We start from the raw sequence: 22,234 nt of genomic DNA, 5'->3' as shown, positions 1-22,234 counted from the left end.
TAGTTCCCTCATTTTTTTCGTTCATTAGACCCTATTCTACTCCTCCCCTCTTCAATTGAAAAGTTTTGACTTTGTTTCATAAAATGAAACTTTTTCTCTTTTTCTTTTTTTTGCTGTTAACGTTATCTCTAGTAAGTAACTTATACACAAACAGTTGGAGTGATTAGATGAAGAAATTTAATATCTTAGTTGTAGGCGGAGGAAGCACTTGGACACCGGGTCTACTTAAAAGTATGTGTGTGAGACAGGAGTCTTTTCCGATTAATCAATTAACTATGCTTGATACAAATGCAGACCGTCAAAAAGTTATTGGCGAATTTGCAAACGTTTTATTTAAAGAAGAATATCCCGATATTAAGTTTCAATATACAACGGATAAAGAAAAGGCTTTTAATCAAGATCTTGATTTTGTTTTTGTTCAAATGCGAACGGGCGGATTCAAAATGCGAGAACAAGATGAAAAGATACCATTAAGTCTTGGTGTCATTGGACAGGAAACATGCGGTCCAGGTGGGTTTGCCTATGGAATGCGATCGATTAAAGACATGATTGAACTGGTTCGTGATGTTCGTAAGTATAATAAAGAGGCTTGGATTTTAAATTATACTAATCCAGCAGCTATTGTAGCCGACGCTTTAAAGCGAGTTTTCCCTGATGATAACCACATCTTAAATATATGTGATCAGCCTGAGAACCTACTCCGTTCTTATGGGCGTCTTATGGATCGCGACCCGCGCAGTTTTGATCCGGTTTATTTCGGACTTAACCACTTTGGCTGGTTCACTCATCTATACGACGAAGCAGGAAACGACCTACTTCCAGAGCTACGTAATAAAATCTTAGATGGTGGCTTTAGGCCCGTTGATTATGAACAACGTGATAAATCTTGGCTTGAAACGTATGCTATGGTGGAACAAATGGTTCGTGATTTCCCTGATTATCTACCTAATACGTACCTTCAATATTACTTATATCCAGATAAAGTATTAAACAAGCTCGACCCATCATTTACACGTAGTAATGAAGTGATGGCAGGTCGCGAGAAGCGGGTCTTCACTGAATGTAAGCGCGTGGCCGAGGCTGGAACTGCTCAAGATTCATCTGTTGTTCACAATGACGCACATGGTGAGTTTATCATTATTGTAGCGGAATCCATTGCTTATAATCGCGGTAATCATTTTGTTGTGATCCTTGAAAACAATGGAATTGTCGAGAACTTGCCAAATGACGCTATGATTGAAGTAGCAGCTAGTCTAACAAAACAAGGTCCTCGCCCTTATGCTGTTGGTGAAATTCCTACTTTCTATAAAGGTTTAATCGAAGGACAGTTTGCTTACGAAAAGCTAACAGTAGAAGCTTTCCTTGAAGGTTCTTATCAAAAAGCGCTACAAGCCTTAACACTTAATCGCACAATCATTTCAGCTGGCAAAGCAAGAGAAGTTCTAGATGCATTAATCGAAGCAAACAAAGATTTTTGGCCAGAGTTAACTTAATTATATAAAAGGCAAGGGGGCCTCCCTTGCCTTTTAACCCACAAACAAGAATCCGCTTTCACTATTACACTAGAAACAGGTGATTTATAATGAGTAAGATTTTCAACTTTGAATTTTTCCAACGCATCGGTAAAACCTTTATGGTGGTAATCTCTCTTTTACCAGCTGCTGGATTACTACTTGGAATTGGTACAACCCTCCAATCTCAATATTTTATTGAGTACTTTCCCTTCTTAGCTGGTGATGGCTGGCAAACCGTTGGCTCATTAATGAGAGCAGCAGGTAGTGCCATATTCTCCAACCTTGGTATTTTGTTTGCTATTGGGATAGCAGGTAGCTGGACTGGTGGTAAGGCCGCAGCTGGTTTATCTGCATTTGTTGGTTACTTAATTATGCACACAGTGATTGGTGTTCTTGTTGGAGCTACACCTGATAATGTCACGAATCCAGGCTTTACTACAGAACTTGGTATCCCAACCCTACAAGTGGGAGTATTCGGCGGAATCATCATGGGATTTGTAGCAGCAGCTCTCTACCAAAAATTCCATGACTTTCAACTACCTGAAGTACTATCATTTTTTGGAGGGTCACGTTTTGTACCAATCGTTACAGCAGCAGCTTCAATATTATTAGGGGTATTCTTCAGTTTTGTTTGGCCGTTTGTCCAAGACTCTATTTTCTGGGTAGGGAATCAGTTAGCTGGTGAAAATACACCCCCGTTTTACTTATTTATTTATGGTTTAGTCGAAAGAGCATTAATTCCATTTGGTCTTCATCATATCTTTTATATTCCGATTCGTTTCTCAGAGATTGGTGGTACGTATACCACTCTTGCCGGTCAGCTTGTCTCTGGTGACACAGCGATGTATATGGCCCAGCTAGCAGATCGTCAAATGGACTCATCTGTTGAAATTACAGCAGGTCGCTTCATGACTGGTAAATATCCATTTGTACTTTTCGGTATTCCTGCTATTGCACTTGCTATGTATCATGCTGCTAAGCCTGAAAACAAAAAAGCTGTAGGTGGACTTTTATTCACAGTTGCAGCTACAGCCTTTTTAACAGGAATCACCGAACCACTTGAATTTACCTTTTTATTCGCAGCACCATTTTTATATGTATTTCACTGCTTAATGGCAGGTTTATCATTCATGTTAATGTATATGTTAGACGTAAATGTCGGTTATGCCGGTGGAGCAGGATTTATCGACTTCACACTATTTGGTATATTGCCTGGTGTTGGAGAACCTTGGTGGCTCGTTATTATCATAGGATTAATGATGTCTGTTGTGTATTACTTTGTATTCAGATTTGCCATTGCAAAGTGGAATCTAATGACCCCTGGACGTGGTGACTCAGCCACTAATAAACTGACATCAAAAGAAGAATACAATAATAAAAAACGAGATGGATCAGAAGAACCTTCTCAGGCTGAAGGTGTACTTGCTGCTTTAGGCGGCGAGCAAAACATCAAACATATTGATGCTTGCATTACTCGACTTCGTGTAAGTGTTTATGATAAAACAGTTGTCAATCATGACAGTTTAAAAGACCTAGGGGCACGTGGGGTAATTGAGGTTGGCAATGGGATTCAAGCAATATATGGACCTAAAGCAGAAATTCTCAAAAATCAAATTAACGATATTATTGAAAAGTAAAACGACAAAAAATCGATGAGGCGAACCTCATCGATTTTTTTGTTATTACTGTCGCATTCCTTCAAAAGGACGTTTGGCTGCATCGCCTAGATCCTTCATCATGTCGTTGACAGTATCACGCATGTTATCAAAAGCTTCTCCGTTTCGCAGTTTATCATCTGCTTCTTGAACACGGTTAAATGCTTCTGAATCCGTTAAAACACGAACATCTTTTCCGTTAGTCAGATCCTTGACTCCGTTTTCGATATCCTGAGTAAGATCGCCTTTATGATTGTCATCATTCATGACTGCAATAACGACTTGGTTATCATAAGACATTACTCGTGCATCTTTGACGCCATCCATTCCCGTTACATGAGAACGAACTTTTTCGACGGTCTCGCCATCGTAGTCATCCGCATAATTCATTTGAGATTGAGCGCCAGCGCCATGTTTTTTCATTCCATCACGGCTCTCGACACCAAAGCGGCTATCTCTAGGCAATTTCTTCCCTTGTCCCGTTTCCATACGAGTTGCGCCTCGGTAAATCATGCCGTTTTCATCAATCATACCCACACGGTCATTACCAGTTACGCCACGAGATAAACCTTTTGAACGGTTGTTATTCTCATAACTTGAACGTTTTACACTGGTACCATCCATTTTTGGACCTTGATCGTTTGAATACCCTTGACCACGGGTTCCATTATAGCTTGTCCCATGATTATTGCCTCGCATACCTGAATACCCATTGTCTGGTGTCATCATATCAGTTACGGGACCCTCTGAATTCATGTGAGTTCGGTTTGTACGATTCATGTTTTGAGAATTCACACCTGAATCATCCGTATTCCCACAAGCACCTAAAAGTCCTGTCGATAAAAGCAAAGCGGTGGTGACTGTCAGTGTTAGTTTTTTCATATTTGTTAGCCTCCTTTCGACTTTATTTTGCCTAAAGGAGGCTTACTTTACTCTGTTAGTTCTTGGGCGGTGTGCGGATTATTGGTCAATCCTCATAGTCATCTTGTTCTTTGTATTGATTTAATTGTTCTTGCTGTTGATATCTAGGAGCAGGCACCATTTGCCCTTGGCGATTCATCATCATTGGTTCCGTAGGACCGTATTCGTATGATTGTTGGTTTTCAGGATACCCATAAGACTCTTGCTGATACGATTGTTCCGGCTGTCCATAGCCATTTTGGTAAGGTTGCCCTCCGTACATAGGCCATTGCGGTCCCTGTCCCCAGTTTCCGTGATGGTGGTGATGCGGATGATGGTGATGCGGCGGTCTTGGAGGTGGACACGGCGCACACCCAGGCATCATTGGACTAATAGGTGTATAACAAGGCTCACCCCACTGTTGATCGTATCCTTGCTGTGCTGTTGGCCACGGTTGATTCGGTTGATTCGCTCCTTGTTGTGCTGTTGGCCACGGTTGGTTCGGCTGATTCGCTCCTTGCTGTGCTGTTGGCCATGCTTGGTTTGGCTGGTTCGCTCCTTGTTGTGCTGTTGGCCATGCTTGGTTTGGCTGGTTTGCTCCTTGTTGTGCTGTTGGCCATGCTTGGTTTGGCTGGTTCGCTCCTTGTTGTGCTGTTGGCCATGGTTGATTTGGCTGATTCGCCCCTTTTTGCGCTGTTGGCCATGGTTGGTTTGGCTGGTTTGCTCCTTGTTGTGCTGTTGGCCATGGTTGGTTTGGTGTATTTACTCCTTTTTGCGCTGTGGGTGATGCTTGATTTGATGCATTCGCCCCTTTTTGCGCTGTTGGCGATGGTTGATTTGGTTTCTTAGCCGGTGCCGGAATCTGCTCCGATGCGACTGGTGCTTTTTTAGGCGGTGGAGGTGGTGCATTCGTTGGTTTTTGTTGCATATAAATGTTCATATTAGCTTGATAATTAGGTTTTTGTGTCTCTTTTTCTGGCTTGTGAGGCATCATTAATGGCTGAGTTGCTTTTGGTGCTGCCGTTGGTTTAATAGCCTCTTTCTTTGATTTCACTTCTTTTTTAACCTGTTCTTTTTTGCTCTCCTTAGGTTTTACCGTTTCTTTCGAATAATCCTTTGCGACTCCAGCCTCTTTTTTTACTGCTACACTTCCAGAAGGAATTTTAATCTTCATACCAGGCATAATCATATCAGGATTAGCTAGCTGAGAATTTGCTTTCTTCAATTCAGTAAAATCAACACCATAGCTTTTAGACAATTTCCAAAGTGTATCTCCTTTTTGTACAATGTGAATTTTCACCTTATCAACCCCTTCTTAGTCATCCGTTTATCGTATGCGGGACTTGGGCATTTTGACACATCTGTTCATTTTTCCTGCCGTCCATAGTGTATGCGGTCCATTCATGAATTAGAACATAAGCAGGTCGATTCATTTATACATGAAACGATGAATACGCACGTGATACAATGGGATAATCAGAACTGAGAAAGGGGTGTTAATGTGGCAAAAGCAGAAAAGTTAGTTGGAGAAAACCGTCGTGATGCGATTATAAACTGGTTGAGCGAGAATCCTTCACCAATTACAGGAAGTGAATTGGCAAGGCTCTCAGGTGTTTCAAGACAAATTATAGTTCAGGATATCTCCATTCTAAAAGCGAAAAATCATGAAATATTTGCGACCTCACAAGGGTACATGTTACTGCCTAAGCCTGTCTCGAATACGGTCACACAGATCTTAGCGTGTCGACATGATCTTTCAAACACAAGAGAAGAACTCTATATCCTTGTTGATCATGGGCTTTGCGTCCGTGATGTCATTGTTGAACACTCTCTTTACGGAGAACTAACAGCTTCCCTAATGATAAGGACACGCGCAGATGCAGATAAATTTTATGAACAAATTAGTCAATCAGGTGCACAACTTTTGTCTACCCTTACTGCGGGCGTTCACTTACATACTGTTGAAGCAGAACAACGATCTCACATTGAGCAGGCAACGAATGCTCTAAGACAAGCAGGTATCTTATTGGAAGAAAATGATTAATTACAAAAACAGGTTGGAGTATTACCATACAGGTGATATGAAAAGATTACTGCTAAAGCTGACATTTGCTCGTTCGTCAGTAACTCAATCCTTTACGAAGGAGCTAAAACCAGCGTAGGACATACATGTAGACTCCTATGGGCGGCTCACCAGCCTCCCGCGGGTGCGGAGTGTATGTATGGAGCGGCGTCCTCACTCTCTTATTTCTAAATGACAAAAACCCGAATCATCTTGCGGTTTAACTCGCAAAATGATTCGGGTTTTTAGTTGCTAAAATAATTCTGTCTCAGCCTTTTTCATATCATCCTGAAAGATCAGATAACGAATAACATGTATAACTACCAAGAAGCTCGACTTTACAGCCTAATGCTTCTAGTTCCGAGAAAGCCCCCGGAATTAAAATATCATCCATTTTTTGATCAATATCAATAATAAAATAATAATTACCTAAGCCTGTTTTTGTCGGTCTTGATTCAATCTTTGATAAATTAAGCTTACGCCAAGCAAAAGCAGACAACACTTGATGAAGTGCCCCCGTATAATCCTCTGGTAACGTAATCATAATGGTTGTTCTATCACTAATTTTATAAGGACCTGTTACTTGGTGTTGATTATTTTGTCGTCCTAAAACTAGAAAGCGCGTTCGATTTCTGCTGTAATCTTGAATATCTTTATGAACAACAGTTAAACCGTATTCCTTTGCTGCTAGTTCGTTTGCTATACAAGCTGCAGGAACAGCAGGGTTAGCTGCTAGCCATTCGGCTGCAGATCCTGTTGAATTCGTATATTCAAGCTCTGCTTTTGGATAGGTTTCTTTAAGAAAGTCATGGCATTGAGCAAGAGCATGCGGATGAGATAACACACGATCCGGTTCATTGCCTTTCTCCAGTTGTATAGGATGCATCAAAAACTGTTGCGCAATTGTTACAGTAACTCCTGCAATAATAGGCAATCGTTGCTTATGAATAAGGTAATCAAGTGTTAAATTAACAGAGCCTTCTATTGTATTTTCAATAGGAACAACCGTAAGATCTAACTCATGTGAAGACACCTTGTCCATACTGAGCGGAATGGTTTGGCACGGGACCAACTCTTCATCAGGAAAAAGTGCCTGTGCTGCCATCTCTGTAAATGTTCCTCTAGGTCCTAAAAAGCCGACTTTCATGTACTACTCTTCCTTTCTCAACCCGAACCAGCAAGTTCAACTTTCTCTACTGCTTTGAGCATTTTCATTCGTTCAAATAATTCATCTAACTGCATTGTAATAGGCGCTGTATCAATAGATAATGTGATATGTGCTCTACCCTGGAGTGGAATTGTTTGATTAATTGTTAAGATATTCGCCCCGGTGCCCGCAACAATCTTAAGCAATTCTGATAACGTGCCGGACTTATCCAACAGATTAATTGATAACGTGACAATTTTCTCTTTGGCCATTGCGTGGAATGGAAAAATTCCGTCCTTATACTTATAAAAGGCACTTCGACTTAATCCAACCTTTTGGGCTGCTTCATTAATCTTTTTAGCTTCGCCAGATTGGAGCATGGACTTCGCCTCTAAAGTTTTCAGCATCGCATCTGTTAAAATATCTTCTCTAATAAGAAAGAACCGTCTCGCTGACATATATCTCTTTCATCTCCCTGGTTTATACACTGTTCACAGTGAGTGTACAAAAGTACTCTTCCCCATTATAGGAGGATTAACTTGATTTGACAACAGAAAAAGGAGATGAGAACATCTCCTTTACATTTTATTCTATAAATTCAAACTCATAATTCAGAATGCGAATTAGCTCACCATTTTGTGCCCCGCGCTCTCGTAAAGCAGCGTCCACACCCATCTTACGTAGCTGACGAGCAAATCGACGAATGGATTCTTCTCGTTGAAAATCAGTCATCTTAAAGAGTCGTTCTAACTCAACTCCAGAAACTTCATACACACCATCGTCTCCACGAATGATAATGAATGGATCTTTTCTTTTTTCATGTTTATACAATACACGCGTTTCCTCTTCTGCTTCTTCGTATAGAGGAAATTCCGGAGCATCTTCAAGCTCATCCGCTATCTTTTGTAATAAACCTTTAAGTCCGTGTTTCGTTAATGCAGAAACAGGAAATATCAATGTATCTTCGTCTAATTGTTCTTTGAATAATTCCAAATGCTCTTCAGCACCTGGCATGTCCATTTTATTGGCTACAATAAGCTTTGGACGCTCGGTTAAACGTAGATTATACTGCTTTAACTCATCCTGGATACTCAAGTAATCTTGGTAAGGATCACGATCTTCGATAGCAGCCATATCAATGACATGTACAATTACTCTTGTACGTTCAATATGACGAAGAAATTGATGACCTAGTCCAACTCCTTCATGCGCACCTTCAATCAACCCAGGAAGATCTGCCATAACAAAACTACGATGGTCTGCCGTTTCAACTACACCTAAATTAGGTGCAAGAGTAGTAAAATGATAATCACCGATTTTTGGCTTAGCCGCAGATACAACAGATAATAATGTCGATTTACCTACACTCGGGAAGCCAACAAGACCTACATCAGCAAGAAGTTTTAGTTCTAGAACGACTTCTCGTTCCTGTCCGGGTTCACCGTTCTCTGCAGTATCAGGTGCCGGATTAGCTGGTGTTGCAAACCTTGAATTACCTCTGCCTCCTCTTCCACCTTTAGCAATAACCGCTTGTTGGCCAGCTTCGGTTAAATCAGCAAGAATTTGACCAGTCAATTCATCAACCACGGTCGTGCCTGGTGGAACTTTTACAATCATGTCATCCGCATTCGCTCCATGCTGGTTCTTCGGGCGTCCATTTTCTCCTTTTGGTGCTTTAAAATGACGGTTATAACGGAAGTCCATTAGCGTACGAAGTCCTTCTTCCACAATAAACACAACGCTTGCGCCACGGCCACCGTCTCCTCCGGCGGGTCCACCATCGGGTACATACTTCTCTCTTCGATAAGAGACTTGACCGTTTCCACCGTCTCCTCCCTTAGCATAAATCTTAACTTTATCTACAAACATGCTCTTCACCTCTAGACCGTATTTAACAGGCTGGTTTTACAACCAAGCATTTTAATTACGTCTCTTTTATTAGTATAGTCAATATACACTCATCTTCAGTCTGTTGCAGCCTTGTACATTTCATACCAGCATCCGATACTTGCTTCATGATGCCTTGCCAATCGGCTTCTTTCAGCTCTGTTTTTCCTACATATCTGCAAGTCAATACACAGGATTCCTCCAAAAAATCAAAGGTAACCATTAAACTGTTTTCAGAAGTAAAAGAAGACGATTGGGATAACTTGTCCGTAACGGATTGAACGAACGTTAAGAGTGGAACTCCCCATGGATCTAGAGAAAATTCCTCCCCCCTCACTTCATAATTCATCTCTACTTTTTGACTGGTCCAATTATAACCAATCAAAAAAAGTGTCAGCTCAGGTACTTTTATATTAAACAGTTTGCTTTCCATCATTGCTTGTTGAGTAATCTGTTGAATAATGTCTTCAATTCGCTTGTGGTGACCAAGGGCTAGATTGCCTTTTATTAATTGTATAATATTCAGCCAATCGTGTCTTGTATGCTTAAGTGCCAGTAGGACCTCATCTTGTCTGCTCATTCTAACTCTCCTTGTATAGGAACTAGCAGGATGAACAGAGTTGTCCACTTACAACTTGACAGAGCTGCAACCAATTTGTTTTAAGCGTACACTCCATTTTATCACAGATTACCTTGCGCAAACAGGAAACTTACTAGGAATCATCATGCATCTTCTTTACATTCGAATATTATTTCCAAATAACGATTATCCTAGCTTGTCAAGAATAGATAAAAAACGTCGCAAAAAATTCACAAAAAACCTTTACAAATTTCCATGATTTAGCTATAATTTGAATTGTATTAAAAATATTCAAGAAGGGAGCTGAGCAAGATGATGAAATTATCAATGGATTTACTCACTATGAAATCAACACAACTTCATACGGATCATGCTCATGCCCATATTCTTCGTTGAATATCCGACTACTGAAATCGTACGTCTCTCTTTGCAAGAGAGCGATATAGTCGCAGGGATGAAGCTCCCTGCGATTTTTTATATTTAAAAAAGCCGCAGAACTTACTGCGGCTTTTTTGCGTACTTTTTTACTAACAAAAATTTGAATAGGAGGAATGTAATGTGATTAACGTAATTAAAAGCTCACTCGTTTTAGATTGGTACAAAAAGGTGAAGGGCCTTACCTGAAGGAAAGAACAACACAGACAGGAGGAACCAAACATGATTGTTCATTTTGTATTTTTTACAATTGTTATAAAGAAACGCTCTTACTCACAAGCCGAGCTTACACGTTTAGCTAGACAACAGCAATTTGTTGAAGAGCTAGAACAAACCCGAACAAAATATCTTACGTATACACGCTAATCAAAATAAAGCGCAAGGATCGTGGAATGATCCTTGCGCTTTTCCTTACACTTAGGTCTTTAGAACAGCTTCAGCTGCTGCTTTCCCTTGATTAATACAATCAGGTAACCCTACTCCTTCAAGACCGGCTCCAGCTAGATGTAAACCTGGCAAATGAGTGGCGATTTCTTCTCTCATTTTTTCAAGTTTAAAGGTGTGTCCTACTTGATATTGTGGATTAGACCAACGACTAACATAATAAAAATCAGGTTCTCCTTTAATCTCAATAACATTTGAGAGATCAGATAGCACTGTTTTAATAATGTCTTCATCTGATCTTTTGACGATGTCAGTATGACCAGGGCGGCCAACATAACAACGAAGAATCACTTTATCATCAGGTGTTGTATGACGCCATTTTTTACTGGTCCAGGTGCATGCGGTAATTGTATATCCACTTTTTCTAGAGACAACAAAGCCAGTGCCTTCCTCTGTTTGTTTCACAGCTTCTTTCGGAAAAGCCATAGCGACTGTTGCGACAGATGTCATCTCCATTTTCTTAAAGTAATCGAAATAATCATACTGACCTAATATCTGCGCCGTTATAGGTGGTGGTGTTGTGACAATTACGTCATCAAATGCTTCCTCTGTTGAATTTGCAAACTGAAGAATAAATTTACCCTCGACCTTTGTGATCTCTTTCACATCTTCATTCAATCGAACACTTTGCGGATGTAATTGATCCGCTACTGCCTCAACTAATGATTCCAGTCCACCTTTTAATGTTTGAAACATACCTTCTTTTTTTACAGGCTTACCATGCTGTTTTTGAGGTTTCGGTCTACTATGCTTAATCCCCTTTATTAAACTACGATGAGTTTCTTCCATCTGCTGAAAGTGAGGGAATGTAGCTTTTAAGCTAAGCTTATCCATATCCCCACCATAAATGCCTGACAACAGTGGCTCAATTAGATGATCTACGACTTCATTACCTAAACGTCTTCTAAAAAAATGGCCTAAAGAGATATCTTCATCAGGTTTGATGCTTGCTGGGATAAAAAAGTCACCTAACGCACGAATCTTTCCAAGTGGACTAAATAAACCCGTTGTAGCAAAGGGCGTAAACTCTGTAGGTACGCCCATTACTGCTCCTGCTGGAATCGGATATAACGATGTTCCTTTTAGGATATACGATTGGCCCGTATCATTTGTCGTCAGGTCGTCTGCAAGTCCAACTTCTTGTATCAATTGAGTCATGCTCTCTTTTCTTTTCAAATAAGAATCGGGTCCTGCCTCAATGATGAATCCGTCTTTTCTAAACGTGCGAATCTTGCCGCCCAAGCGACTGGAAGCTTCAATGACCTGATAATCAATGGTGGATTCTCCACGTTGGTTTGACTTCTCAAACTCAAAAGCAGCAGCTAATCCGGTGATTCCACCGCCTATGATGGCAACCTTTTTTTTCACAATTAGTCCCTTCCTTCAAACAACTTTTTCCGAACAACATTTGCAAGACTTGCAAGGAATTCTGGGTTATCATTTGGCATAGCTGGTCGGAAATAATCAACACCAAGCTCGTCTGTTACGACTTTACACTCATAGTCATTATCAAAAAGTACTTCCAAGTGATCCGCTACGAATCCAACAGGACAATACATAAAGGCTTTGTACCCTTTTTCATGATAAAGTGTGCGTGTCAGGTCTTGGACATCTGGTCCCAACCAAGGATCGGGCGTATTCCCTTCACTTTGCCAGCCAATTTCGTAATGAGTTACTCCTGCTTTTTCCGCGAGTATATCTGCTGTTTCTTTTAATTGATCAGGATAAGGATCGCCTGCAGCTATAATTTTTTCAGGAAGACTGTGAGCCGAGAAAATTACACATGTCTCTGCAGGGTTTGATACTTCTTTCATCGTTTCTTTAATTTGGTTTGTCCAATAATCTAAAAATCCTGGCTCCTTGTACCAGCTTTCAACACAATGAATCGTTAATCCGCCCAATCGTTCAGCCTCAGCCAGAGCACGTCCATTATAGGATTTCACACTAAACGTCGAGAAATGCGGAGCAAGAACAAGACTGACTGCTTCCTCTACTCCATCTTGAACCATCTCCGCAACCGCATCCTCAATAAATGGGCTAATATGCTTCAGTCCAAGATAGGCTTTTACCTCATAATCGTCTAATGTTTCATTTAAAATATGTTCTAAACCTTGTGCTTGTTGTTCCGTAATAACAGCGAGAGGACTTAAGCCGCCTATCGCCTCATATCGATCCATTAAATCCTTAAGTGCTTCTTCACTGGGCTTTCTACCACGACGTATATGTGTGTAATAAGGTTCAACCTCATCTTTTGAGCGTGGTGTTCCATATGCCATAACGAGTATTCCAAGTTTTTTCTTAGCCATAACAATGATCTCCTTCGAACAACTTATGATGTATGTGTTTGCTTATAAGCAGATGAATATTCATGAACAAAAGCTGTTAATCTTCGTAATACTGCTGGATCTACTTCAGGGAATACGCCATGCCCAAGATTAAAGATGAAATGGTTTGATTTCATCCCCTCATCTAAAATGGCTTTAGCTTTCTCCTCAATCACTGACCAAGGTGCCAATAGTAATGCTGGATCTAGATTGCCCTGCACTGTTTTGTTTACTCCTAGCTCTCTTGCTTCAGCAACCGAAAGTCTCCAATCCAGACCAACCACATCAATCGGCAAACTATTCCACTCTTGAGCTAAATGACTAGCACCCACTCCGTGCATAATAAGAGGTACACCTTCAGGACGAAGCTCAGCGAATACTCGCTCCATTACAGGTTTAATGAAAGTCACATAGTCCTGTCGACTTAATGCGCCGACCCACGAATCAAACAGCTGAATGGCTTGAGCACCAGCTTTAATTTGCGCTTTGACATAAGCAATGGTCACATCTCCAAGCTTATCCATCAGCATAAACCACGCTTCAGGGTTCGAGAACATAAATGCCTTTGTTTTGTGATAATTCTTTGATGGCCCGCCTTCAATCATATAACTAGCAAGTGTAAATGGCGCGCCTCCAAAACTAATTAATGGTACTTCAAGTTGTGTTCTAAGTAATTTGATTGTATCCAGAACATAATCAACATCTTTTTCCGGTTCAATCATACCAAGTCGCTCTACATCAACTTTTGATTGGATTGGATTATGTATAACAGGACCTATACCCGACTTAATTTCAACATCTACACCAATTGCAGGTAGTGGCGTCATAATATCTTTATACAAAATCGCCGCATCATTATTGTATTGATCAACCGGCAGTTTAGTAACATAGGCACATAGCTCAGGCTGATGAGTAATCTCGAATAATGAGTTGTTTTCTTTAATTTTTCGATATTCCGGCTGCGACCTTCCCGCTTGCCTCATATACCAGACTGGTACATGATCGTGCGCTTCTCCTTTACACGCCTTTAAAAATGTATCATTCCATTGCTTTTCTCCCATAGCGTTTGTCCACCCTTCTTAACTTCTTGAACCCGAACCATTTCTAATCCACTATATAGTTTACTTTATTTTAATAAGAAAAGCATTCTATGCGAATCCTCTATCTACCTATCACTATAATAACCTGATTCCCGATTGTATACACACATAGCGCAACTGTCATAAATTTGATGAAAACGCTACACATTTTGCGGGCGTAGATGCGGTGATGTTTGCATTTTACTAAGAATCGTTGGTGATCTCTTCGGTTTTGGGTCTGGTTTCTGTTATGTTTATTGATTTCCGCTCCTCTTTACTGATAACACAAAAAAACCGGTGCGCATGCCACCGGTTTTAAAATGAAAATCCTAAGCTGAAATCTGCCTCGGCTATGTTTGATGCTTCTCCTTCAGATCCAACGTTATTGTCGTATGGGACGACTTCGTATGTTTTAGATGAGAATGGATTAAGCCTTGATAAGGTATAGGTGCCGCCTTCAACGTTTGCAGCGATTTGCTCACGCTCTCCATTATGAACCTCATACACGTTGTATCTTACACGTTCATCTTCTGAAGGTGTCCACTCTAAGTCAATACTTAAAAGTCCTTTGCCTCCTACTCTCATTGATGCTTTCAAATCTTCAACTGCGATTAGAGGGATAGGCGGCGAGAGATCTTCTACATCGTCTGGCTTTTCAAACGCAACGTTTAATCGTTCGCTTGGTAGATCGTTAACAATGCTTTTAAATAAAACAGTTGGAAAAGAGCTACCTTCTTTTAAATATTGATCTTCCGTCGTCGAATCATAACCCATCCATACCGCTCCAACGACTGAGGGAGTGTATCCAACAAACCATGCGTCCATTGTTGCTCCATCCACAAGTTCATTGGAGGTTGAACCCGTTTTTCCTGCGATAGGTGTTTGTGCCGTACCAGCCGTTCCCGTGCCATCTGTCACTACTGATTCAAGCATTCTTGTCATATTCCAAGCATTTTGCTTAGAAATGACTTCTGTCTGAACAGGGCTAGCTTCGCCAATTTTTTCGCCATTATGATCATATAGTTCTTTTATAAAATAAGGCTCAATGACTCGACCTTCTTCATTAAATGCACGATACGCCTTCGTTAATTCGTAAGGAGTGACCCCTTCTCTAAGCCCTCCTAGTGCAATAGCTAATCTATGATCTGTAATTTTAAAACCGAATTTTCCGATCATATCTAACGAACGGTTAATACCTACTTCATTCATCAACCATACAGCTGGAGCATTCGCAGATTGAACCAATGCATCATACATTGACAGTTCACCTTCATACTTGTCATTGTAGTTTTCCGGAGCAAAGTCATTGTACGCTAACTTCTGGTCACGAAGCATTGAATATGGATTCCAAGCACCTGACTCGAGAGCTGGTGCGTATACAGCGATTGGTTTAAACGTAGAACCTGGCTGACGTTTGACATTCACCCGATTCAATCCCAGACGCACATAATCTCTGCCCCCTTGAACCGCAAGCACACCACCTGATTCACTATCCATCATCATGACACTGGCTTGAGCATCCTCATTACCTTCTGGATAATACACATCATTTTGCAATTTCTCGTAGGTTGATTTTTGCAAAGACCTGTCCATTGGCACGACAATACGATAGCCACCTGTCATTAACTCCTCCTGAGAGAGTTGATAGCGGTCTTCTGCTTCATCCATCACCATATCAATATACGTATAAAGAGCCTCGTCTTTTACTGGGTTTTGTAAATCTAGTGCAATGGTTTTCCCTTGTAAACGAACACTATCTTCAGCACTAATAAACCCTTGATTCTCCATCAAACTAAGAATTAAATCACGTCGTTCCTTACTTCTATCTGGATCATTAATTGGTGAATAGTTATTTGGTGCTTTGGGTAGTCCTGCAAGCAAGGCCCCTTCATCCACTGTTAGCTCACTAACATCTTTATTAAAATAAAGATTTGACGCTGTCTGTAGTCCGTAGGCACCGTGGCCAAAATAAATTTGATTTAAGTACATTTCTAGTATTTCATCTTTACTGTATCGACGCTCTAAATTTATCGAGATAAAGACTTCTTTTATTTTTCGAAGCCATGACTTTTCATTTGTTAGAAAGACATTTTTGGTTAGCTGTTGGGTGATGGTACTACCGCCCTCAGCCTTACCTCCTGCCAATATATTTCGATACATCGCTCGACTAATGGAGCGGAAATCGATCCCCGAATGTTCATAGAATCGATGATCCTCTACAGCCACAAAAGCTTCTTGTACATGGTCAGGTATCGTGTCAATTGAAACAGGTTGTCGATTCTCTATATAAACTCGTGTGATTAGTTCTCCAGATTCATCCACTAATGAGCTTGAATTATTCATCACAAGCTTTTCATTATCAATAACATAGTTTCCGGCCAAAATGACAATGGCATATACAAGTAAACCGGTTAAGAGGGCAGAACCAGCTACGATCAGATATGTTAGTATTTTTTTTAGCACTGTGATCCCCCCTCTGATGATGAACTTAGTATACCCAAATTTCCTTTTCTTACATATTCACTTACTCTACAAGTCCATGACGATGAGCATAGATAGCTAATTGAGTTCGATCGTCTAAATCCAACTTGTGTAAAATATTACTAACATGTGTTTTGACTGTTTTTATACCAATGTATAAGGACTCACCAATTTCAGAATTGGTCTTTCCATCTCCAATTAATAGAAGCACATCAAGCTCTCTAGCTGTTAATTCTTCATGAAGTAATTTGACCTGATCTGATCTCATTTTGTTCATCATTTTCGTTGCAACCTTAGATTCTACAACTGGTTCACCTTTTGCTGCCGAGCGTATAGCCTTGGCAATTTCTGAGGCAGATGAAGTCTTTAATAGATAACTAAAAGCACCCGCTTCAATGACTGGATACACCATGTCATCATCTATAAAACTAGTTAGAACAATGATCTTACTTTCAGGTTTTTTTGCCATAATCATTTTTGTGGCTTCAATGCCATTCATATTATCCATAACCAAATCCATAAGGATTACATCGACGTCATGTTCAAGTGCAAGCTTAGCTCCACTTTCACCATCACTCGCCTCTCCAACAACATGAATGTCCGCTTGTGTTGAAAGAAATGCACTGACACCCATCCGAACCATTTCGTGATCATCTATTAAAAGGACATTAATCATCTGAGTCTTCCCTCCATGCTAATGGAACTTTAGCTTCGATCTGCGTGCCTTTGCCTTTAGCTGATTTTACTTGGAGTATACCACCGATTTCATTCATTCGTTCCCTCATTGTTTGCAGTCCGTAGGATCCCTGGCTTATTTCTGATGAATCGAACCCAACACCATTATCAATGATTGTCAGCTTCCATTCCGTTTTACCTGTTTTTAAGAAGCACTCCACTTTTGTTGCCTCAGCATGTCTAAGAATGTTAGAGAAAGCCTCTTGAACCATCCGAAAAAGCTGATCTTCAAAACCTTGAGGTAGCTTCAAATCTGCTTCAATGTCGTGGACAACCTGTAAGTTTTGTTTGTCCTGCATTTCCAGGAACAGTTGATCAAGACCTTCTTTCAGACTTCTCCCCTTAAGTTGGGTTGGCCTAAGGTGCAGCAGCAAGCTTCTCATTTCTGACTGAGCTAGGTTCGCCATTTTTTCAACACTCTTTAACTGAGTCATATTAATTTCACGATTTGATGCTGCGCCCTCTTTAATCGCAGCCATCATCATCGAAATCGCAAACAGTTGTTGACTGACGGCATCATGTAATTCACGAGCTAAGCGTTGTCTCTCTTCTGTGACAGCAGCCCGCTTAACCGTGTCTTGCATATTGGCATTGCGTGTAGATAATCGCTGAAGAGAGGCGACCTTTTCTTCCATATGTCCAGCCATCGAATTCATACGTGTCACAAGTTCTGAGAGTTCGTCCTCCCCTTCTATACGAATCCGGTGTGAAAAGGTTCCACGCTCATACAAGGCAGCACCATGCAAAAGCGATTCCATTCTGCGTTTTAAGGGATCTGCTTGAAGCAAACCACTCACAAAACCAGAAACCAAAATAAGGACTACTATCCATAACAGAATAGGAACCCCTACTATTTGACGATCCAATAAAACAAAGAATCCGCGGTTCTCTTCGTTCGTAACGATTAGGATAACAAGAATTGTCACTAATAGAGAGTGAGTCAAACCATGCTTCACAAACTGCCATAGAAAACTAGAAAATCGCTTCTTCATATCTCACGTACCTTCACAGATCCTACTGCACAAGAGAGAACAAGCTTCACTTTCCTTATACTGTTTTCATAGTTGCTTGAACGCATGAGCACACTTTGATTGAATCCGCCATGTTTGGAATGAAGAATAGAACTGTCTCCAACAACGACATACGATTGAATGGCATATCCTAAATCTTCAGGCACATAAATATGGATATCACCAATCACGTTTTGCACAATAAGTAACGTTTCACCCTCAGAGATAATAGCTTTTGATAGATCGATTCGAACATCACCTATGCCATTCCAGATCGTCATGTCTGTTAATTCGAATGGTGAATGGGTATAGCGAACCTCTCCAAGCAAACTTCGTTTAACCAATGTATGGCTATCTCCGGATTGTTGAACTGGTTTATCTTCTTGCACCTGTTCATTCTGCCGCACAACTTGTTTTCTTTGTTTTTTTTGTTTTGGTTTTTTATCAGAACGGACCATTTTCCAGCCCGCATATAACAACAATAAGGCAAAGAATAATGTAAATATATCAATATTAAATACTTGAGCAAAAAAGATCACAGTAGCAAGAAAGAAACATAACCTGCCCCATTTTCTCTTTTGTTTTTTAACGAAAAATACCCCTAAGGCAAGGAAGATCAATGGCGCCACAAAGGAGTTGGAGAAAAAGGCAAGTGTATTAAATAAAATGATTAAACCAACTGCAGTAAAAATACTCCCAATTATCGTTCTCCGCACGATCTTCCCCCCTTATCTTAGATGTCTATTTATTCAACGACTATATCACCAGAAAGTGTGGATATAGTGATTTGATACTGTCCTTCTCCAACAGAGCTACTGTATTCTCTTGCTTTTAACCTTGTTCCTTGATCGGTTATAGCACCACTCAACGTATCGAATTCATACGTTGCATTTAAGTCTGAGGATACGATACTTACTTCTCCTGATACGGTATCTACATCAATATCTCCATGTCCTTCTGCATATCCCAAGTGCACATCACCGGATACAGAATCCGCATGAACATCCTGACTGATTAATCCAGAGGTATCCACATTACCTGACACAGAATCAAACCGAATGGAGTCGGTTTGTAAAAGTCCCGTATTTGAGAAACTTCCAGACACCATATCTACATCTACATCTTGAAACGTTAAGTCTCCATCAAGTGTTACCTCACCTGATACGGTAGAAATGATAAGGTCCTCTGTATATTCCTCTGGCAGATAAACGATAGCTTCTCGATCAACCATTTTCCCAAAGAATGAAGGGAACCATCGAAAATTCTTTTGTTCCGTCAATATTTCGAGAGAACGCCCCTGTCTGTTCACTTTAAAAATATCATTTACTTCATCACCAGAAACACTGATTCGAAGGTCTTTGTCGCTAACAGGGATAATCGTCCAATTAACTGCTTTACTCTCTAACATCAATTCATTGATTCCATCTATATTCTCTGTTACTTCAGATACACTTGACTGTGCATTGCTTGAAAAGAAAAACGTAGAAGCAATCACAATTAACAGTATAACACCTACACCCATCATGGCGAACCCCAGTAGTTTTCTCATATGCTCACCGCCTTTGTCTATTAGTCACTATAAATGGTTTCCTACTATTGCACAAGATAGAAAAGCGAGGGCTCCCTCGCTCCTCCAGATGACTATTCTGACTTACGAGATGCCTTTAGTTGCGCTAACTCTTCCTCAATCTCTGCTTTTAAATCTTCATTTTCAATTTCCACCGCTGCCTGCTTCCACTTGTCGAACACTTCTGTTTCTTCAAACGACTGCTTAGAGATACGGTTTGTTCGTGTATACATCTTTTCAAGCTCTGCTCCTGCTCGAGCAGCTTCCTTTTGATATTCGAGCTCTTGCTGTTGCTCAGCTTTGTATACCAAGGATTGCTCAAGTTCTTGAGCCTCTTCTTTTAATTGCAGGATCAAATCCTTGTTTTGCTCAATTAATTCACGGTACCTGTCTTGTTCTTTTAGTGCTTGTTTTTTCTCTAATAATGCTCTTCGTGCAAAATCCTCTTCTTCCTTTTCAATGGCAACAGTCGCTTGATCTTGTCGCTTTTGAGCTAACTTTCCTGCCATCTCAATGGAACGTTCAAACACATGGTTCATGTTCTCTTGCTTAGAAATATCCGCCTTTTTCTTCTTGATTGATTCTTTTGTGTCACGAATATCTTGCTTTACTAAAGCTAGTGGGTCCTCCATACGTTCTAACCCTTCATGAATTGAAGCTTTGACCAAACGTTGAACACGTGTAGTAATACTCATCTTAACATCCTCCTCTATTATGATTTATTAATAATATTTGAAAACTCTTCATCTAATGAACGTCGCTTTGGTGTAACTGTATTCGGCGTTACATGTAAATCAGAATCAGTATCATCCTGATCACCCTTCATATACTGATAACCAAAAAATAAAAGTAAGCAGCCTATAAAAAAGGGAATCAAAGCTCCCACGCCACTAAGCGTGATCAGTCCCCCAAAAATAAATAGGATCATACTGCCGGCAGACAAACCACCTTTTTGCTGATATTTTTTATAGCCCCAATATATGAGACCTAGACCAAGCGCAAAGGGAACAAGTCCTCCAAGATGTACACCAATCATTCCGAGCAAGATGAAACTACCAATAATGATTAACACAATACCTAAACCAGAATTCTTACGGGTTTTCATTACGTTTCTCCTCCTTTCCTTTCGTTACCTTTATTGTAGGAGAGTCGAGCATTCTTTACACCGAGCTGCAGCACGGTTTCATCTCCGTCTACAGGATGATATTGTTCTAAGACCCATTGATTGAATCCGCCTTCATTTTGTCATGGTTAAGGAGAGTAAAGTTCGTTATACTAGAAGAGCATGTTTTACATAGAATAAAAGTAACGTGCTTTATTGTGAGGAGTGATTCATATGGAGGTTTCAATATGGTTGGCGTTTTTCGCTGGCATGGTTTCATTTCTGTCTCCATGTATCTTTCCATTAGTTCCTGCCTACTTAGCTCAATTAACAGGGTCTACTATTTCCGAAGGACAGGTTCAAGCTGACCGGCGTTTAATTTTAACAAGAAGCTTAGGCTTTATCCTTGGGTTTACATTGATTTTTGTATTAATGGGCGCATCTTCGTCGTTTCTAGGACAAATCTTTTCGAACAATCGTCAATTGATCGAACAATTAGGCGGAATTTTCATCGTACTGTTTGGCTTACAAATGGCTGGCATTATTTCTTTACGATCTTTACTTACAGAAAAAAAACTACCGATTAAACCACGAAAATCCGCTAGCTTTTCAAACTCGATGCTCATTGGTTTTTTATTCGGTGCTGGCTGGATGCCTTGTATTGGTTTGGTGCTCGGATCAATTCTAATCATTGCAAGTAACGGGGATACCATGGGTTCTGGCATTCTTTTACTCTTTATTTACTCAGCAGGTCTCGGTGTTCCATTCTTGCTCGTAGCGTTTTTCTGGTCAAAATCTCTTTCGAAGCTTAAGGTTATGAACAAGTGGTTACCGACCATTCAAAGAGTTAGTGGTGTCCTGATGATCGTCTTAGGAATCATGCTCTTTACGGGGTATTTCCGTGTCTTATCTGCCTACTTCGCACAGTTTATTCCTTTCTTTAGTTTTTAATTAAACAAAAAAGGGCTGGGATAGAACCATACTAATGACATGAATCGACGAACAATTTGAATAGTGCATAGCTAAAGATAAAATTCGCTCATTTTGTCAGTAATTCAATCCATTACAAATGAGCTGAAACAAGTGGAGGACATACATGTAGACTCCTATGGGAGTAAAGGCCAGGGCGAGACTTCGCAGTGCGGTAGCACAAGGAGGCTCACCAGCCGCCCATGGAAAGCGGAGTGTATGTCCGGAGCGGTAGCCCCACTTTCTTATTTTTAAATGACAAAAACCCGAAACATTATGTAAATTAAACAACATAATGTTTCGGGTTTTTAGATTGCTAAAACAGGTCTGTCCTAGCCCCTTT

General features: G+C 40.4%; 21 protein-coding genes. 5 read left to right on the top strand and 16 right to left on the bottom strand.

Annotated features, from left to right (window positions below):
- Positions 1 to 167 precede the first annotated feature (167 nt).
- Together J2S05_RS00670 and ptsG are read left to right on the top strand one after the other, a co-directional pair.
- Positions 168 to 1,493, top strand: a complete 1,326-nt coding sequence (locus J2S05_RS00670) for a 6-phospho-alpha-glucosidase (RefSeq protein ID WP_306978955.1) — start codon at positions 168 to 170, stop codon at positions 1,491 to 1,493.
- Positions 1,494 to 1,582: 89 nt separating this feature from the next.
- Positions 1,583 to 3,151 carry a glucose-specific PTS transporter subunit IIBC gene (gene ptsG, locus J2S05_RS00665; protein ID WP_306978953.1) on the top strand — a complete coding sequence of 523 codons (1,569 nt, stop codon included), beginning with the start codon at positions 1,583 to 1,585 and terminating at the stop codon, positions 3,149 to 3,151.
- Positions 3,152 to 3,196: 45 nt separating this feature from the next.
- Here ptsG and J2S05_RS00660 read toward each other — a convergent pair whose 3' ends face one another.
- Entirely contained in the window at positions 3,197 to 4,051 is an 855-nt protein-coding gene (locus J2S05_RS00660; protein ID WP_306978951.1) for a YhcN/YlaJ family sporulation lipoprotein, read from the bottom strand.
- A gap of 85 nt (positions 4,052 to 4,136) precedes the next feature.
- Complete coding sequence (gene safA, locus J2S05_RS00655; protein ID WP_306978949.1) at positions 4,137 to 5,369, bottom strand: SafA/ExsA family spore coat assembly protein; 1,233 nt, start codon at positions 5,367 to 5,369, stop codon at positions 4,137 to 4,139.
- Positions 5,370 to 5,570: 201 nt separating this feature from the next.
- Between safA and J2S05_RS00650 the strand changes: the two genes are divergently transcribed.
- Entirely contained in the window at positions 5,571 to 6,113 is a 543-nt protein-coding gene (locus J2S05_RS00650) for a transcription repressor NadR (RefSeq protein WP_306978948.1), read from the top strand.
- 301 nt (positions 6,114 to 6,414) lie between these two features.
- On the opposite strand, the gene pheA is transcribed toward J2S05_RS00650, so the two are convergent.
- The 4 genes from pheA to J2S05_RS00630 form a co-directional block, all read right to left on the bottom strand.
- On the bottom strand, positions 6,415 to 7,278 hold the full coding sequence (gene pheA, locus J2S05_RS00645; RefSeq protein WP_306978946.1) for a prephenate dehydratase: 864 nt from the start codon (positions 7,276 to 7,278) through the stop codon (positions 6,415 to 6,417).
- A gap of 17 nt (positions 7,279 to 7,295) precedes the next feature.
- Positions 7,296 to 7,736: an ACT domain-containing protein gene (locus J2S05_RS00640; protein WP_306978945.1), complete on the bottom strand. Its 441-nt coding sequence runs from the start codon at positions 7,734 to 7,736 to the stop codon at positions 7,296 to 7,298.
- Between the two features lie 127 nt (positions 7,737 to 7,863).
- The gene (gene obgE, locus J2S05_RS00635) at positions 7,864 to 9,147 is read right to left on the bottom strand and encodes a GTPase ObgE (RefSeq protein ID WP_306978944.1); all 1,284 of its coding nucleotides are present in this window, start codon (positions 9,145 to 9,147) and stop codon (positions 7,864 to 7,866) included.
- A 55-nt stretch (positions 9,148 to 9,202) separates the two neighbouring features.
- Entirely contained in the window at positions 9,203 to 9,745 is a 543-nt protein-coding gene (locus tag J2S05_RS00630) for a Spo0B domain-containing protein (RefSeq protein WP_306978943.1), read from the bottom strand.
- Between the two features lie 657 nt (positions 9,746 to 10,402).
- Here J2S05_RS00630 and J2S05_RS00625 point away from each other — a divergent pair.
- The gene (locus J2S05_RS00625; RefSeq protein WP_306978942.1) at positions 10,403 to 10,546 is read left to right on the top strand and encodes a YrzI family small protein; all 144 of its coding nucleotides are present in this window, start codon (positions 10,403 to 10,405) and stop codon (positions 10,544 to 10,546) included.
- Positions 10,547 to 10,597: 51 nt separating this feature from the next.
- Here J2S05_RS00625 and hemY read toward each other — a convergent pair whose 3' ends face one another.
- From hemY to J2S05_RS00575, 10 genes are all read right to left on the bottom strand, one after another.
- Positions 10,598 to 11,992, bottom strand: a complete 1,395-nt coding sequence (gene hemY, locus J2S05_RS00620; RefSeq protein ID WP_306978940.1) for a protoporphyrinogen oxidase — start codon at positions 11,990 to 11,992, stop codon at positions 10,598 to 10,600.
- 2 nt (positions 11,993 to 11,994) lie between these two features.
- Positions 11,995 to 12,930 (bottom strand): ferrochelatase, encoded by a 936-nt coding sequence (gene hemH / locus J2S05_RS00615; RefSeq protein WP_306978938.1) that lies wholly within the window; start codon positions 12,928 to 12,930, stop codon positions 11,995 to 11,997.
- A 23-nt stretch (positions 12,931 to 12,953) separates the two neighbouring features.
- A complete protein-coding gene (hemE, locus tag J2S05_RS00610; protein WP_306978936.1) occupies positions 12,954 to 14,009 on the bottom strand; it encodes a uroporphyrinogen decarboxylase in 1,056 nt (351 codons plus the stop codon).
- A 333-nt stretch (positions 14,010 to 14,342) separates the two neighbouring features.
- Positions 14,343 to 16,490 carry a transglycosylase domain-containing protein gene (locus J2S05_RS00605; RefSeq protein WP_306978935.1) on the bottom strand — a complete coding sequence of 716 codons (2,148 nt, stop codon included), beginning with the start codon at positions 16,488 to 16,490 and terminating at the stop codon, positions 14,343 to 14,345.
- Between the two features lie 61 nt (positions 16,491 to 16,551).
- Complete coding sequence (locus J2S05_RS00600) at positions 16,552 to 17,184, bottom strand: response regulator (RefSeq protein WP_306978933.1); 633 nt, start codon at positions 17,182 to 17,184, stop codon at positions 16,552 to 16,554.
- Positions 17,177 to 18,235: a sensor histidine kinase gene (locus J2S05_RS00595; protein ID WP_306978931.1), complete on the bottom strand. Its 1,059-nt coding sequence runs from the start codon at positions 18,233 to 18,235 to the stop codon at positions 17,177 to 17,179. The genes J2S05_RS00600 and J2S05_RS00595 overlap by 8 nt, the downstream gene beginning before the upstream one ends.
- Positions 18,232 to 18,969, bottom strand: coding sequence for a cell wall-active antibiotics response protein LiaF (gene liaF / locus J2S05_RS00590; protein WP_306978929.1), 738 nt, complete (start codon positions 18,967 to 18,969; stop codon positions 18,232 to 18,234). The genes J2S05_RS00595 and liaF overlap by 4 nt, the downstream gene beginning before the upstream one ends.
- 29 nt (positions 18,970 to 18,998) lie before the next feature.
- The gene (locus J2S05_RS00585; protein WP_306978927.1) at positions 18,999 to 19,802 is read right to left on the bottom strand and encodes a DUF4097 family beta strand repeat-containing protein; all 804 of its coding nucleotides are present in this window, start codon (positions 19,800 to 19,802) and stop codon (positions 18,999 to 19,001) included.
- A 92-nt stretch (positions 19,803 to 19,894) separates the two neighbouring features.
- Positions 19,895 to 20,515 (bottom strand): PspA/IM30 family protein, encoded by a 621-nt coding sequence (locus J2S05_RS00580; RefSeq protein WP_306978925.1) that lies wholly within the window; start codon positions 20,513 to 20,515, stop codon positions 19,895 to 19,897.
- A gap of 17 nt (positions 20,516 to 20,532) precedes the next feature.
- On the bottom strand, positions 20,533 to 20,925 hold the full coding sequence (locus J2S05_RS00575; RefSeq protein ID WP_306978923.1) for a LiaF transmembrane domain-containing protein: 393 nt from the start codon (positions 20,923 to 20,925) through the stop codon (positions 20,533 to 20,535).
- A gap of 231 nt (positions 20,926 to 21,156) precedes the next feature.
- Between J2S05_RS00575 and J2S05_RS00570 the strand changes: the two genes are divergently transcribed.
- A complete protein-coding gene (locus tag J2S05_RS00570) occupies positions 21,157 to 21,873 on the top strand; it encodes a cytochrome c biogenesis CcdA family protein (protein ID WP_306978922.1) in 717 nt (238 codons plus the stop codon).
- Positions 21,874 to 22,234: the final 361 nt, after the last annotated feature.

Source organism: Alkalicoccobacillus murimartini (genome assembly GCF_030813245.1).
GTDB lineage: Bacteria > Bacillota > Bacilli > Bacillales > Bacillaceae_D > Alkalicoccobacillus > Alkalicoccobacillus murimartini.
Note: the sequence above shows the minus strand (reverse complement) of the source record. Positions and strands in the feature narration are given on the sequence as shown.